General features: G+C 36.8%; 10 protein-coding genes. 6 read left to right on the top strand and 4 right to left on the bottom strand.

Annotated features, from left to right (window positions below; genetic code table 11):
- The first annotated feature begins 52 nt into the window (after positions 1-52).
- Positions 53-1,990, top strand: a complete 1,938-nt coding sequence (htpG, locus tag BMS_RS06130) for a molecular chaperone HtpG (RefSeq protein ID WP_014243935.1) — start codon at positions 53-55, stop codon at positions 1,988-1,990.
- Positions 1,991-2,030: 40 nt separating this feature from the next.
- Here htpG and BMS_RS06125 read toward each other — a convergent pair whose 3' ends face one another.
- Positions 2,031-2,369 carry a hypothetical protein gene (locus BMS_RS06125; RefSeq protein WP_014243934.1) on the bottom strand — a complete coding sequence of 113 codons (339 nt, stop codon included), beginning with the start codon at positions 2,367-2,369 and terminating at the stop codon, positions 2,031-2,033.
- A 328-nt stretch (positions 2,370-2,697) separates the two neighbouring features.
- On the opposite strand from BMS_RS06125, the gene BMS_RS06120 reads away from it, so the two are divergent.
- Positions 2,698-3,537, top strand: coding sequence for a hypothetical protein (locus tag BMS_RS06120; RefSeq protein ID WP_162137844.1), 840 nt, complete (start codon positions 2,698-2,700; stop codon positions 3,535-3,537).
- 63 nt (positions 3,538-3,600) lie between these two features.
- Here BMS_RS06120 and BMS_RS06115 read toward each other — a convergent pair whose 3' ends face one another.
- From BMS_RS06115 to BMS_RS06105, 3 genes are all read right to left on the bottom strand, one after another.
- Positions 3,601-4,107 (bottom strand): TraR/DksA family transcriptional regulator, encoded by a 507-nt coding sequence (locus tag BMS_RS06115; protein ID WP_014243932.1) that lies wholly within the window; start codon positions 4,105-4,107, stop codon positions 3,601-3,603.
- Positions 4,108-4,356: 249 nt separating this feature from the next.
- The gene (locus BMS_RS06110) at positions 4,357-6,132 is read right to left on the bottom strand and encodes a CRTAC1 family protein (RefSeq protein ID WP_014243931.1); all 1,776 of its coding nucleotides are present in this window, start codon (positions 6,130-6,132) and stop codon (positions 4,357-4,359) included.
- Positions 6,133-6,137: 5 nt separating this feature from the next.
- Positions 6,138-7,934, bottom strand: coding sequence for an acyl-CoA dehydrogenase family protein (locus BMS_RS06105; RefSeq protein ID WP_044557346.1), 1,797 nt, complete (start codon positions 7,932-7,934; stop codon positions 6,138-6,140).
- A gap of 215 nt (positions 7,935-8,149) precedes the next feature.
- On the opposite strand from BMS_RS06105, the gene BMS_RS06100 reads away from it, so the two are divergent.
- Genes BMS_RS06100 through gspF form a run of 4 tightly spaced genes read left to right on the top strand, consistent with a single transcriptional unit; the run spans position 8,150 to position 15,143 of the window.
- Entirely contained in the window at positions 8,150-9,802 is a 1,653-nt protein-coding gene (locus tag BMS_RS06100) for a general secretion pathway protein GspC (RefSeq protein WP_014243929.1), read from the top strand.
- A 20-nt stretch (positions 9,803-9,822) separates the two neighbouring features.
- Complete coding sequence (gene gspD, locus BMS_RS06095; protein WP_044557345.1) at positions 9,823-12,165, top strand: type II secretion system secretin GspD; 2,343 nt, start codon at positions 9,823-9,825, stop codon at positions 12,163-12,165.
- Between the two features lie 9 nt (positions 12,166-12,174).
- The gene (gene gspE / locus BMS_RS06090) at positions 12,175-13,917 is read left to right on the top strand and encodes a type II secretion system ATPase GspE (protein ID WP_014243927.1); all 1,743 of its coding nucleotides are present in this window, start codon (positions 12,175-12,177) and stop codon (positions 13,915-13,917) included.
- 11 nt (positions 13,918-13,928) lie between these two features.
- Positions 13,929-15,143 (top strand): type II secretion system inner membrane protein GspF, encoded by a 1,215-nt coding sequence (gene gspF / locus BMS_RS06085; protein ID WP_014243926.1) that lies wholly within the window; start codon positions 13,929-13,931, stop codon positions 15,141-15,143.
- The last annotated feature ends 3 nt before the right edge of the window (positions 15,144-15,146 follow it).

Here is a 15,146-nt window from a genome sequence, read left to right as displayed (position 1 = left end):
ATTTAAGGGGTAATTATTTATATAATATATGAACTCATACTAAGGAGCAGACATGACTGAGAGAAAAGGAAATATCTCCGTTAACACATCCGACATCTTCCCTATCATTAAGAAGTGGTTATACTCTGAGCACGATATCTTTATTCGTGAACTTGTGGCCAACGCAACTGACGCCATAACTAAGAGACACACTCTTTCTAGAAACCTCAATGTTGAGATTCCACAGGGAAGTATCAATATAAGTGTAAACAAAGACAACAAGCTTATCACTATTTCTGATAATGGACTTGGTATGAGTGAAGCAGATATTGAAAAGTATATTGCTCAACTGGCCTTCTCTGGTGCAGAGGAATTTGTTAAGAAATTAAAAGACGAAGGTGCCGAGGACGGACAAGATATTATTGGTAAGTTTGGACTCGGGTTTTACTCGGCATTCATGGTTGCCGATAAAGTTGAGATTGAATCTCTCTCTATGAACGAAGGCGCTAAAGCAACAAAGTGGATCTGTGAAGGTGACACTGAGTATACTTTTACAGACTCAACGAAAGAGACAATTGGTACTACAATCTATCTTCACATTAATGAAGAGAGTGCAGAGTTTTTAAATGAGTGGAAGCTATCTGAAACACTTAGAAACCACTGTGATTATATGCCATATGAAATTGGTGTTCTCGATGAGATGAAGCCACCACAGAAACCACTCAAAGAAGATGGTACAGTAGACGAAGAAGCTCCAGCAGTTGCTGTGACTCCAACAATCATCAATGAAACTCGTCCTATTTGGAAGAGAGATCCAAAAGAGCTTAAAGACGAAGACTATAAAGAATTCTATAGAAAGCAATTTCCAATGGATGGAGATCCACTATTTTGGATTCACTTAAAAGTAGATCACCCATTCACTCTTGAGGGTGTACTCTTCTTCCCTAAGTTTAATCCAATGAAGCCTCAGAATGAGCACAATATCAGACTCTACTGTAAGCAAGTCTTTGTCTCTGACAATGTTAAGAATGTTATTCCTGATTTCTTATCACTACTTAAGGGAAGTATTGACTCTGTGGATATCCCACTTAACGTTTCAAGATCTTCACTACAAGGAGATCCAAATGTTCAGAAAATTTCTAACTATGTAGTTAAGAAAGTTGCTGAAGCTTTAAAAGTTCTCTTTAAGAAAGATAGAGAGAAATTTGAAACAATTTGGGAAGATATTCACCTCTTCATTAAGTACGGTTGTGTAAGTGATCCTAAATTTGATGAGCTTATGAGAGAGAGAGTTGTTTATAAGGCCTCAAATGGGAAGTATTTAACTCTTGGCGAGTACCTAGAAGCTACTCCTGAGAAGTATAAAGAAAAAATGAAAGGAAAGGTTCTCTACTTTGAAAAAGAGAAATCAGATGCAGCTCTAAAGAATCAATTACTAGCGGAAGGTTTACTTGCGATTGAATGTGATGACCATATTGATCCACACTTCTTCCAGCACACAGAGACAAAGAAAATTGGAGAGGAGACTCTTCAATTTGTATCTGTTGATTCAGAAATTGGAAATCTCCTTGAAAGTGAAAATACAACTGAAGAAGATATGAAAATAAAAGACCTCTTCAGCAATATTCTTGCTCCTAAAAAAGAGGGAGAAGAAAACTCTCTAGACGGAAACGATGTAGAGATTTCAAAAATTACAGGCTCCACAACACCTGCTTACTTTAAAGTAGATGAGCAGATGAAGAGATTCGCAAAAATGGCTCAAAGTATGGGTCAGCAAAATACAATGTTTCCAACAAAGAAGACATTAGTTATCAACCCTTCTAGCCCACTTATTCAGAATGCACTTAAAATTCATGAAAAAGGTGGAAATGAAGCACTTGTTGAAAAAATCTGTCACCATGTTGAAGACCTAGCATTAATCTCTAGTGAGGGATTAAAGGCCGATGAGAAAGAGCTCTTCATTGCAAGAACTCAAGACCTCATGCAAGAGTTAACGACTCTCGCGCTTTAAAAAGTTAAAAAAGAAAGGCCCTCAATTGAGGGCCTTTCTATTAATTACATTTTGTGATTTTTAAATTGAAGTCTTTCGACTTTGGTCCAGAGCACTCTCCAGTATCAGGATTGTAAAAAACAGCAGTGAATGAAAGTCCATCATCTCTCACTTTAAAATTAGTAAAGTCGCAATGATTATCATTATAGATTTCACTCTTATTACCATTACACGAGTGAGTCACAACTAATCTTCTTCTTCTACTCACAGGTTCCCCCTCATAAGTTTCAATCATTGAAAGCTGTCCACCTGCAATAGTGACTTCTAAATTCATCTCCTGATCAGAGGCCATCGTATTAAAGCTCATTCCAATTAGTAGTAGGCTGATTAACTTCTTCATATCACTCCCAATATTTTCGTATTAAAATCTTCCTCTATTCTAACACTAGTTTAATTTTGAGAGAATTACTGCGTTTATTGCCCAAGTGCCAACTAAAAGACACGGATATTGTGCAAAATCCCTCAACTTATCAAGAAATCCCCTACTCATCCAAGCTACTGTTTTTAAAATAGATTTTATAAAAAAATAAATTTCTATTGCTAAGAAAAGGGATTCTATTAAGAAAAATTCTCTCCAACCATTAGAATGAATTCAAATCCGAGTGAAAAGCTAAATATTTTCCATAATTGTGTCGATAAGGTGATTAGTGAGAAAGATAGTAATATTAGTGACATTATTAATTGCAGGTTGTAAGGATTATCAATCAAATCCCTACGTCCCAATGTCTAGGGACTACAAGCCTAGAAATGCTCACGAAGATCTATCTCAACAACTCTACTATGGCGATGCAGACTTCTCTAGTAGTTTAAACTCATTTATGTCTGGTCCAACATCTCAAACATTCTTTACAAGGGCAGATGTTCAATCAAGTAATTGTTCAGATGTCTATGACTTTTCAAATGTTGGTGGAAGTGACGAGGCAATGAATGGCTTCCCTCTCACAATGGCAGATGATAATGCTGGCTCTATTAAAGGTGAGCCACAAATTCTTTGGGATGAGTGCCAAGGTATCGAATCAAATTATGATGATGGTGCCCAAAGCTCTACCTGTAAGCGTAGAAAGATGTCGAAAGAATTCTTTGGCTTCTTTGATAAGAGTTTTGGAAAATGTGTTCAAGTTGCGGCCAAAGGTTTTGGTCAAAGTGGAGACGCAGAAGTAGAGGCCATTAAATTCTCTCACGCAGGAATTTCTGGGGATACAAGGCATTCAAATAGAAGTTATCACTCTGTGAATAGAGCGATCGACATAAGAACTATTGCCTTTAAACAAGGCGATAAAGTTGTAAGACTTAAAGTATCTGATCAAAAGAAATCACCAAGTAAAGAATTCTTTGAACAATTTAGAAAGTGTTGGCACGAACAAATTGTTTCTTATAAGAGTAATTGTCCAGGAAATGAACCTAAGGGCTCCATCGGACATGAAGATCACAATCATCAACACCACCTTCACCTCTCACTTCCGTATTGTCCAAGGACATTTAAAGGAAGTAGATATTACGTAAAGTAATTAAAAAGGCCCAAGTATTACCTGGGCCCTTTTGAGAAAATAGGGGGTGAAATATCTCTGCTATTACCTAGCAAAAGTTTGAGTATTAATATTATTTAAATCACTTTTAGAGTGAAACTGAACGATATTATCATCGCCCGGATTTGTATTTACCAGACTAGGATTTATTTTATCGCTAAGAATTTGCTTACCAAGAGTGTGACTCTTATTTTCATATAGTACGTGACCCTCGCCTCTTTCTTGTTCCTCTTTACAGCAGATACAAAGATCAGCAGTTGGTCTTGCCAGAAGTCTAGATTCTGAAATATCATCTCCACATTCTGTACACTCTCCAAAAGTGCCATTTTCAATTCTATCAAGAGCAGCATCAACTTTCTTTAAGTAAAATCTCTGTCGACCTTGCAACTTAAGGATTAATCTCTCATCTCTTTCTCGATTCGTTTGATCAATCTCATCACCTGACTTTAGCGCCAGATCTTGCTCTTCATTTCTACCTAAATTTTCAAGAGCACTATTTCTCTTAATTTCGATAAAAAGTTTTTTGAAGTGTTCTAGAGTTTTACTTTCCATAATATGCTCCTATTTTCCTAATTAATTCCATCCTGGTATTTAGTATTTTTAAAGAGTTCTTCCTGATCTCTTTTCTCGAAATCGCCTTCCTAGCAATTTCTTTAACCCCTACTATCCAATATCCATGCCAAGAATTAGCTAAGGAATATGGCTTTTGCTAGGTGTCATATAGGAATTTAAGGACAATTTGATACTGAAATTAGAGCAAAATAGCTCCAACTAGATATATTTACATAAATAATCAATAACTTAGTTACGACAGCTAGCGCGACCCTCTAGAACTCTACCGTCTTCACATAGAGTGATCTCCGAGTGCTCTCTTCCCTTAGGTATCTTATATTGATAATCAACACGCAGTGGAATCTGTCTCTTTTCTAGTATTGGCCAAGTCACAGTAATATTCTTTAAAGAGTTCTTTAGGTCTAGTCCAAAGTGAAGACCATACTCACTTTGAGAAGGTTGAGGCCCAGTGATGAACTCTGCCCATCGCTTTTGAGTGAAATGATCTGTCTCCACTTCAACCATAGCTCCCCAACCGTGGATATTTGATTTTATCCCATCTAAGAAAATTCGTAGCGACTGCCTTCCCTCTCTTGGAATAATATTCTTATAAACGTAAATTCTTCGAGGAAGATCTGCCTTTCTCACATTGCTTTGACCTGTAATAAAGTCCATTCTTCCATCTCTATCTATATCAAGAGTGACTACTCCTGAAGGATTGAGAATATCGATCTTTGCATCCTTGGCCACGTTTTCAAAACCATGATCGGGCTCTTGAATAAAGTAAATGAGTCGCGTGTACGGAGGATAGCCTGTGTTCTCAACAAGAATGTCAATAAGGCCATCATTATTAAAGTCACCAAAGACTGATCTCTTATCACTTTGAGACCAAACTCTTCTTCCATTATCTTGAACGTATTCAGACCTTAAAAACTTTGGTGGAAACTCTCTAGTGCTTCCAGTTAGAAAAGAGGACTTATCCCTATTTTCAGAATCAAAGGAGTGAGATACTTCCCCAACGAGAATATCCATTACACCATCATTATTATAGTCAGTGCAAAGGCTATAGAGAGAATTTCCTCCACCTCTTGGATTAAGCATTCCAAAACCGTCATGCTCATAACCTGAACCATTAGCATGATCTTTAAAAATTCTCTCTTTGTGTTGAATGTCATAGAGATTCATCCACATCTTATTTGGATGCCCACCAGAAGAGCTTGTTAGGATATCAGGGAATCCATTTTGATCTAAGTCACAAGTACTAGATGAAAAAGAAGGCATTGCATTTACAAAGGCATTATTGGCCTTCGAAAAGCGAGCTTCATCTTCTAGAAGGTAGCTCACCTCTTGATAATCAAAATTCTTCTTCCCCATATAGAGTCTATCAGGAGAAGCTTTGGGAGAAGAGCCCTTAGAGTAATCCAGCCAATTTGCTTCAAAGAGATCAATATAACCGTCGAGATTAAAATCAAGAATTGAAACTGATGATGTAGGCCTAGCATCTTTTATATTAGTGGCCAAGACCTGCTTATAGTGAATTTGTCCTTTAACTCTACTCGCTTTAAAAATTTTAAGTGGTTCTTTTGGAAGTGCTGACTTTTGGTTGAGTGTTCCCGCCAATAGGTCAAGGAGTCCATCTTTATCAACATCAAAGAAAGTAAGATAACTGGCACGCACAACCTTACCAAATGGATTGTACTTAAGCTCTACATACTTCTTTGTCTCTGGAATATAGCTAAAGAATTTTGGCCTTGAATAAAAGAATGGAAGCGTGACAATATCAGTGTAACCATCACCATCAAAATCTACAGCATATATATGAGTAGCAATCTCTCCCTCTAAACCAACTTCTTTTGTTATATCTTTAAAGTACGTCCCCGTCCCTTCTAATGAAGGGCCGTGAGGTATCTTAACGACTTCTCTCTTTGGTTGTTCCTTATCTTTTTTAAAAAGTTTCGGTATCTTCTTTAAAGTAGAACAACCAGAGAAAACAAAAATTGAAGTAAAGAGTAGAGTTCTAATCATAATAATTAATAATTAATTATATCTAATCCATAACCATCATAATTACATACTGCTTGCGATACTTCTGCTGTAAGCTTGTCATAATTATTAGTCATCTCTTTTAAGTTAGCGACAAAGTTCTGTCTCGACTCTTTAATTACAATCTTAGTAAGACCTAGAACATAATCTTTCTTATCTTGAGGAACATCATCTTTTTCAAGAATTGATGTTGTACGAGAGATTACACACAACATAACATAGAGCTCTGTTGCCATATTAGAAAGTCTTCCTTGAGGATATTCGTTTCCAATAATTTTCTTACCGTGCTTAATTAAAGTATTTTCAACTTGAATAGCAAATGATGCCATCATTGAAGAGAAGTAGTTAGCATACTCTTCAAGCTCAGGGTGCGCTTTTGTTAAGGCCCTAGAGGCAATCATCTTTGAAATTCTCTTCTTTGCAAAATCAGAGAGAACACCTAGAGATTTAATAGGATCTTTTAGAGCAGATGAAACATCCGACACCTTACCAAGTTCCTTAAGTGAGTCAGAAGGTCCCTTCATACCAGAAAGAGCAAGGAAACATCTTAGAATTTCATTTGTTCCTTCAAAGATCAGGTTAATCCTTGAGTCTCTCATAATTCTCTCGTAAGGATACTCTTTCATATATCCATTACCGGCCGCAATCTGAAGACCAGTATCTACCACTGTCCATAAAGATTCAGACCCATAAACTTTACAAATTGCAGTCTCAAGGAAGTAGTCATTCATTCCCTTGATCATATTCCCCGTAGTCATATAAACAATACTTTCAGTGGCATAACAACGAGCGGCCATGAAAGCTAACTTTTGCTGAATAAGACCAAAGTCACTAATAGGTGCACCAAATTGCTTTCTTCCTTTCGCGTGCTCTGTTGCCATCTTTAGGATAGTCTTCATACCACCGACACAACCTGCACCAAGTGAAAGTCTTCCTGAGTTTAAGACATTCATCGCAATCTTAAAGCCCTTTCCTAACTCACCAAGAACATTCTCAGCAGGAACTTTTACTTTATCAAAGTACACAGCTCTCGTTTCAGAAGCACGGATACCCATTTTATTTTCTTTTTCACCGAAGCTAACACCTTCCATGCCCTTCTCTATAATGAAGCAAGAAATTTTCTCTACCATCTTTCCGTCTTTCTCATGATCAGTTTTACAGAAAACAGTATAGAACTCAGCAGTTCCAGCATTAGTAATCCAAAGCTTTTGACCTGTGATTGTGAATGAGCCATCATCATTTTTAATGGCCTTAGTCTTTATAGAGTATGCATCAGAACCAGAACCTGGCTCAGTTAAACAAAATGATGCTAATTTTTCACCAGAAGCTAGTGATGGAAGCCATTTTTCTTTTTGTTCAGGAGTTCCCTCATTTAAAAGAGCTCTATAACCAATTGATTGGTGTGCACCAAGCATTGTAGCAGTTGATCCATCCATTGATGCGACTTCAGCAAAAACTCTTGAATATAATGAGTAGTCTAGCTGCATTCCACCATATTCTTCTGGAACGGCCAAACCACAAAGCCCAAGCTCTGCTAATCCCCTAATAACTTCGTCAGGTATCTTGGCCTCTTCATCAAATTTTTCACCGTCAATTGCGTCTTCACCATATTTAGAAACGGCCGAGCACATTTCTTTGGCCATTTCCACTTGGTCTTCACTAAAGTGTGGAAAAGGAAAAATTACGTCTTCATTGATCTCACCAAAAAATAAGCTGCCAACGACAGAATCGAATTCTTGTCCTTCTTGGTCAACATTGTACTTAGCGTCCTTACTCTCGCTCATTCTAAATTCCTTTTTATGCATAAGTTATAATTTAAGAGAATTTTACATCCTTATATATGTTTGTGACAACAAGAACATACCCGACAAAGACGCTCAACAAATAGGCAAAAAAAACCTTAAGAAGTTACTTGAAGCATATAGTCTAACACCTTAAAATATTAGAGAATGCTAATTATACGTATTTTTTAATACTTTACAGAAAAGCTGGATCTTTAATGACTAAAAAGAAAAATGGAATTTTCTCGAAGATCAAAAGTAAATTCTCGAAGCAAGATGAGGATGAATTTGAAGAGGACATCTACGAAGAAGTAGATGAAGAAGAATATATTGATGATGACTTTGAAGAGTCTACTGGTGATATTGCTGTAGATCCTGAGGCGTTAGAAATGCAGGCCCTCAAGGATGAAGAAGACCAAGATTTAGAAGAGAGTGATCTCCCTCCTCAAATAGACGAAGCCTCTTGTGAGCAAGTTTCTTTTAGCGAAGAGCAAGAAGACGATGATATTGAAGATATGCTCAATAGTCGTCCCGCCGTTGAAGAAGAGGAAGACAGCGAAGATGATGAAGAAGACGAAGAAGTCTTTGTTGCACAAGAATTTAAAATTTCAGATGAAGAAAAAGAAGAGCTTGAGGATCTAGATGCTCCCCTACAGGAATTCAATCCTGCAAGAGATCAGGAAGATGAAGAGCTTGAACATTTTGATGATGACTATGAAGACGAATTCTATGAAGATCCTAAACCTAGTGTTTCACAGAGATTCATGGCCTTCCTCGCAAATGTTAAAGACAAAGTTCCATCTAGAGAATCATTCTCATTAAGACGCTCTCACAATAGTGATGAAGAAGAATTTGAAAGCGTAGCCTCTAGCACTCCTGCTCTCATGAAAGTTCAAGAGAAGTTTAACCTCTCTAACTTAACTTGGAATGGATTTGTAGAAAAAACTTTTTCACCAGACTCAAGACAAGATATTCACCGTACATTCTTAACGTGTATGATTCTTGGTTGTTCTTACTTTGGTGGAAAGATAATTGCGACAGGTATTTCATCTAAGTTAGAAACACAAACAAAGAAGCCTAGAGCAGCGACAGGAATCTACACTCCTAGAGCAAGAGTTGCTGTTTTAAAAATAGAGAAATCAAATCTTTTTAATACTAAGGACCCTTCTCTAGATGGTGTTAAACCAATAGAAAAACCTAAAGTAGATGAGAATCTAGTATGTAAGAGTGCAGATAGAAAAAGCCAATTAGGTATTAAGCTTGTGAACACAATTGTTTTACAAGACTCTGTGAAGTCTATTGCCTCAGTACAAGTAAGAGGAAAGAACCAAATTCTCGATATTAGAGAGGGTGAGAAAATTAATAACGACGCAGAGATTGGAAAAATTGATCGTCTACGCGTTGTCTTTAAGAATCTTAAAACTGGTGATTGTGAATATGTTGAAAGCCAGAGTAAAGAGCCAAGAGTTAAGAATCCTATCAATGTCGTAAGCGCATCAAAAGGAAAGAATCTCTTAAATAAGTATAAAGACTCTCGTATTCAGAACGTTGGAAATACATTTAAAATTCAAAAGAAAGTTAGAGATGAAATGCTTGGTAATATAAGTGAAGTACTAACACAGGCCCGAGCAATTCAAATTAAGAACCCTGACGGAACACTCGCTTTCAAAATGACTGAAATTGTGCCGGGATCTATTTATAGTAAATTGAATATTCAAGAAGGCGATACCATTACAGCTATTAATGGAAAGAAGTTTAGTAACCTAAACGAGATAATGAATTTATTTGGAAAGATAAAAGATATTGATAGATTTGAACTTTCAGTAAGAAGAGACGGATCTACACAGAACTTAGAATATAACTTTGAATAAAACTCCAGGGATCGGAATTTATGAAAAACAAGAAATTAATTATTAATTCATCACTAGTGGCCTTAATGGCTCCCCTACTTTTTAGTGATGCAACTGCGCAGTTTAACGATTCAAAGTATCGTGCTAAAACAAAGTACAAGGCCACAGAGAAATCTGCTGCAAGTTTAATAAAGAATAATAATAGCAATTCAGCTGACTTCTTTGGAAGAAATGCTGATACATCTGCTATTGATGCAAGTAAGGATAAGAAGTATGTTAACTTAAATCCTGAAACTGCTTTTGGACCAGAGGTTATCACTAGTTTTGATTTTCCAAATACATCCCTCACCGACCTTACTAAGCATATGCAAAAGCTTACGGGAATTAACCTCATTCTCGACAAAGATCTAAAAGGTAAAGTTTCTATCATGGCCCCAACGGCCATTACAGTTGGAGATGCGTGGAGAGCCTATCTTACAGCTTTAAATATTAATGGTTACACTCTCGTTAAAAGTGGATCATTTTACAAAATCGTCAACGCAAGAGATATCAGATATACGCCAACAAAAATCTATACTGGTAACTTTACTCCTAATACTGATAATTACGTAATGAGAATCTTACCTCTTAAGAATATTAACTCTACAGAGGTAACAAGATCATTTAGACCTTATATGTCTAGATACGGTAGAATTATTGAAATCAAACAAACGAATACTATTATCGTTCAGGATACGGGTTCTAATATTAATAGACTTGCTCGTCTTATTAAGTTTCTAGATGTTCCAGGTCACGAAGAGTCACTACAGATTATTCCAGTTAAGAACTCTTCCGCTCAAGAGATTGCTAAATTATTAGATAAGATTTTTAAGGGAACTAAGTCTACTAAAGTAAGATCGACTACAGCTAATACAAGTTTAATTTCTGAAATTAAGTTAATTGCAGAGCCTAGAACAAACTCTATCATTGCCATGACAAATGCAGAGGGAGCAAAACAACTTAACGCTCTTATTAAGAAACTTGATGTGAAGCTTGTAAATTCAAGCTCGGGTCAAATTCATGTCTATTATTTAAATCATGGAACAAGTGAAACTCTAGCTAAAACACTTTCTTCTCTTGTAACGTCTGCTCAGCCAAAGACATCAACAAGATCAAGACTATCAAGAGTTGCATCTAATGATGACTCTACTTCTCTTTTCAACGCAGAAGTAAAGATCACAGCCGACAAAGAAAATAACGCAATTGTTGTTACAGCTTCACCTACTGATTACCTTACAATTAAGGAAGTTATTAAGAAGCTAGATAGACCAAGAGATCAAGTCTTTGTTGAAGGTATGATCATGGAGACATCAGTAACAAAAGATAAAGGATTCGGTATCAATATTATTGGTGCTTATGGTTCTGGTGCTACAGATAAGGCCGGTTTTGTTGGAAATGGAACTGACCTCTTCAATGTAATGTCTAATAATATTACTGCTCTTGGTGGCTTATTTGTTGGTGGTGGTACTGGTAGCTCAGTAACTCAAACAGTAAGTGGTCAAGAAGTGAAGATTAAGTCTGTATCAGGTCTCATCACTGCGATTGCTTCCAATGCTGGAACAAACGTTCTCGCCACTCCTCAAATTATGGCCCTTGATAATGAAGAAGCTGTATTTGAAGTTGGTGAAAGTATTCCTACTCCAGAGAGAACAAATGCTGCCAATGGTTCTTCTTCGGTTTCAATTAAGCAACAAAAAGTTGCTATGACACTAAAAATTACTCCACAAGTAAATAAAGTTACAAGATTTATCAAATTGAAAATTGATCAAAAGATAGATGACTTTTCAAGTAGATCACTACCATCAGGTGTGCAAAGTGATGGTGTCGCAACAACTACGAGAAGTGCCGTAACTTCAGTTGTAGTTAGAGATAGAGACACAATTGCAATGGGTGGTTTAATGAGAGATAAGGAAACAGATGTAACTTCAAAAGTTCCTCTCTTAGGAGATATTCCAGTTCTCGGTTGGTTATTTAAGAATACGAGAAAGAGTGTTGAAAAACTCAACCTACTCTTTTTCCTTACTCCAAAAATTATCGATGTTTACAAGACAGCTAATGCCGTTAATGTACAAGATCAACTCAATAGAAGAAGTACTCACTTAAAGAATGCTCTTGGAGAGAAAGATCCATTTGCGACGACAGCAAAAGGTCTTTACGAGAAGGCAAAGAAGCAAGAGCAAGGTCCTCTTTACGATCAAGAAGAAGCTGATGAGTACAAGAGAGAAAATGAAGAACAAGGAATTGGAAACAAGAAAGAGGAAGACCCTCTACTTGGAGAAAATATTCCAAACTATAATGTAATTATTCAGAAAGTTAAGTCTAAAGCTTCGGCGACAAAGAAATAAGGGGTTGTTTTGAAAATTTCAGAACACATGTTAGAAAAAGTTGAAGGGCAGAAGGAGATGATTGGTCAACTCCTTTTGCAACATACTTCACTAACGGAAGAACAATTAGGTGAAGCACTAAGTATTCAAGAAGAATCTGGAATGCTTATTGGAGAGATACTCCTTAAGAAGAATTATATCCATCCACATGACATTATAAAAGTTATCTGTCATCAAGTGAATATACCATTTATTACTGATATAAATGTAGATGAAATAGACCCTAACCTAACGCTGAATATCCCTATTAACTACGCTAAGTCGCATGAGATTCTACCTATATTAGAAACAGACTTTACCGTATCAGTTGTTTTAACTGATCCATTTAACTTCAATGCGATCAACGATCTTAGAGAGTTGTTCAAAAAAGAAATCAAACTCATTGTCGCTCACCCGATGAAAGTATCTGAGGCGATAAATAGAGTTTATGAAAAAGCAAATCGTAATATTGTCGACTCTCTAGAAGATGAGTTTGAGGAAGCACTAGACCTAGATGGACCTATTGATATTCTAGATGCAGGAGCAGATGAAGCTCCAGTTATTAGGTTTGTAAACTCTATTATCTTCCGTGCCGTGAAAGAAGGGGCATCGGATATTCACATCGAGCCTTATGAGAAAGAGACTGTCTATCGCTTTAGAATAAATCGAGTGATGAAAGAAATTCTTAGGCAGCCTATTAAAACTCACTCTGCAGTAAGTTCTCGTATTAAAGTTATGGCAAAGCTAGATATTGCAGAAAAAAGACTTCCACAAGACGGTCGTATTCCTATTAAAATGGCCGGAAAAGATATCGATATACGTCTCTCAACAGTTCCTATCCAAAACGGAGAGAGAATTGTTATGAGGATTCTAGAAAAGAATAATACGATTCTAAAATTAGAGAATCTTGGTTTTCACGGAAAAGTACTTAGTGACTTAAAAGAGCTTGGATCAAGAAAGCACGGTGTTGTATACGTCTCCGGACCTACTGGACATGGTAAGACGACTACTCTCTTTGCAATGCTTGATGAGATTAATACTCCAGATAAAATGATTATTACTGTTGAAGATCCAGTGGAATACGAAGTTCCTGGAATTTCGCAAATCCAAGTTAATAGTAAGATTGACCTTTCATTTGCTATTGCTCTTAGATCTATTCTAAGACAAAACCCTGACGTCATTATGGTTGGTGAAACAAGGGATAAGGAAACTGCTGAGATGGCGATTCAAGCGTCACTAACTGGTCACTTTGTTCTTTCAACAATTCACACCAATGACTCTTTCTCAGCTCCCGGTCGATTAATTGATATGGGAGTACAACCCTTCCTTATCGCCTCTTCCCTTGCTGGGGTATTGGCACAAAGGCTTATTAGAAAATTATGTAACCACTGTAAGGTTCCTCATCAAGTGACACCATTTGATATGGAGATGATGCGAGTATCATCTGTTCCAAATGATGCGACCATCTTCACACATAAAGGTTGTCCAAAATGTAACTACGATGGTTTCAGTGGAATGACTGTCGTTTCAGAGTTATTACTTATAGACGATATTATTCGTCCCCTTGTTCTAAAGAAAGCTGACTCAGGAACAATAAAGAAAGCTGCTGTAAAAAGTGGGATGGTCACTCTTAGAGGAGATGCTCTTTCTAAAGTTTTCTCTGGTGTAACATCAGTTGATGAAATGGTTAGAGCAATTAATGAAGAAGATCATCAACAACAAGAAGATGAATAAGGTATTTTTAAATGGCGATATATAGCTATAAAGGTCTTGATAAGACAGGCAAGGAAATTAAAAAGACAATTGATTCTGATAGTCTAAATTCGGCTAAGGCCAAAGTTAGATCTATGGGAATTATGCTCATTGAAATCTCTGAGCAAAAGGCCCAGAATAAATCTTCAGGCTCTAGTAGTTTTAACTTTGGTCCAACTGTCTCCATTCAAGAGCTCTCATTAATGACAAGGCAGCTCGCTACCCTCATTAAAGCAAAAATTCAAATTGTTGAAGCTTTCAATGCCCTAGTTGATCAAACAGATAACCAAAAATTCAAATCTATTCTCGCAGAGATCAAGCAGAAAATTAATGAAGGTTCTTCGCTTGCGAATGCTCTTAGTGATTATCCCAAAGTCTTCGACAATGTTTATGTAAATATGGTTGATGCGGGAGAAACCTCTGGTACATTACAAGTTGTTCTCCTAAGGCTTGCTGACTTTACGGAAGCACAAGTAAAGTTAAAAAATAAAATAAAAGGGGCCATGACTTACCCTATGATTATGGCCTTCGTAGGTGCGGGAATGATGGGGATTATCTTCATCTTTGTTATTCCAAAAATTACAAGAATCTTTGACACAATGAAAAAAGAACTTCCACTACAAACAGAAATTTGTATTTGGATTTCTGCCTTCTTAAAAAGTTACTGGTGGGCCGTTCTATTGGCGCTCTTCTTTGGCTTTACTTCTTTTAAAAAGTATATCGCCACCAAAAAAGGAAAGGCCAAGTGGGATAGTCTACTACTTCGTATGCCTATCATAGGTGAGCTTGTTACAATGATTAACGTGAGTCGTTTTTGTTCAACTCTTGCGACCCTACTCAACTCAGGCGTACCAATTATTGCTTCACTTAAAATTGTTAAAAATCTAATCGAAAATGTTCATATGCAACAAGCTGTTGAAGAGGCGAAGATCAATGTATCAGAAGGTGCTTCTCTAGCAGCGCCACTCGCTAGATCTGGACTTTTTCCAACTATGGTTACCCATATGATGACACTAGGGGAAAAATCTGGTGAATTAGAAGATATGCTAAAGATCATATCAGAAAATTACGAAGACCAAGTAGAATCAAAACTTAATGGACTAACCTCTGTCTTAGAGCCTATAATGTTGGTTGGGATGGGTATTGCCGTGGCATTTATTATTTTCTCAGTAGTAGTGCCAATGATGCAACTGAATTCGCTCCATTAAATA

The sequence above is a fragment of the Halobacteriovorax marinus SJ genome (genome assembly GCF_000210915.2).
Lineage (GTDB): Bacteria > Bdellovibrionota > Bacteriovoracia > Bacteriovoracales > Bacteriovoracaceae > Halobacteriovorax > Halobacteriovorax marinus.
Note: the sequence above shows the minus strand (reverse complement) of the source record. Positions and strands in the feature narration are given on the sequence as shown.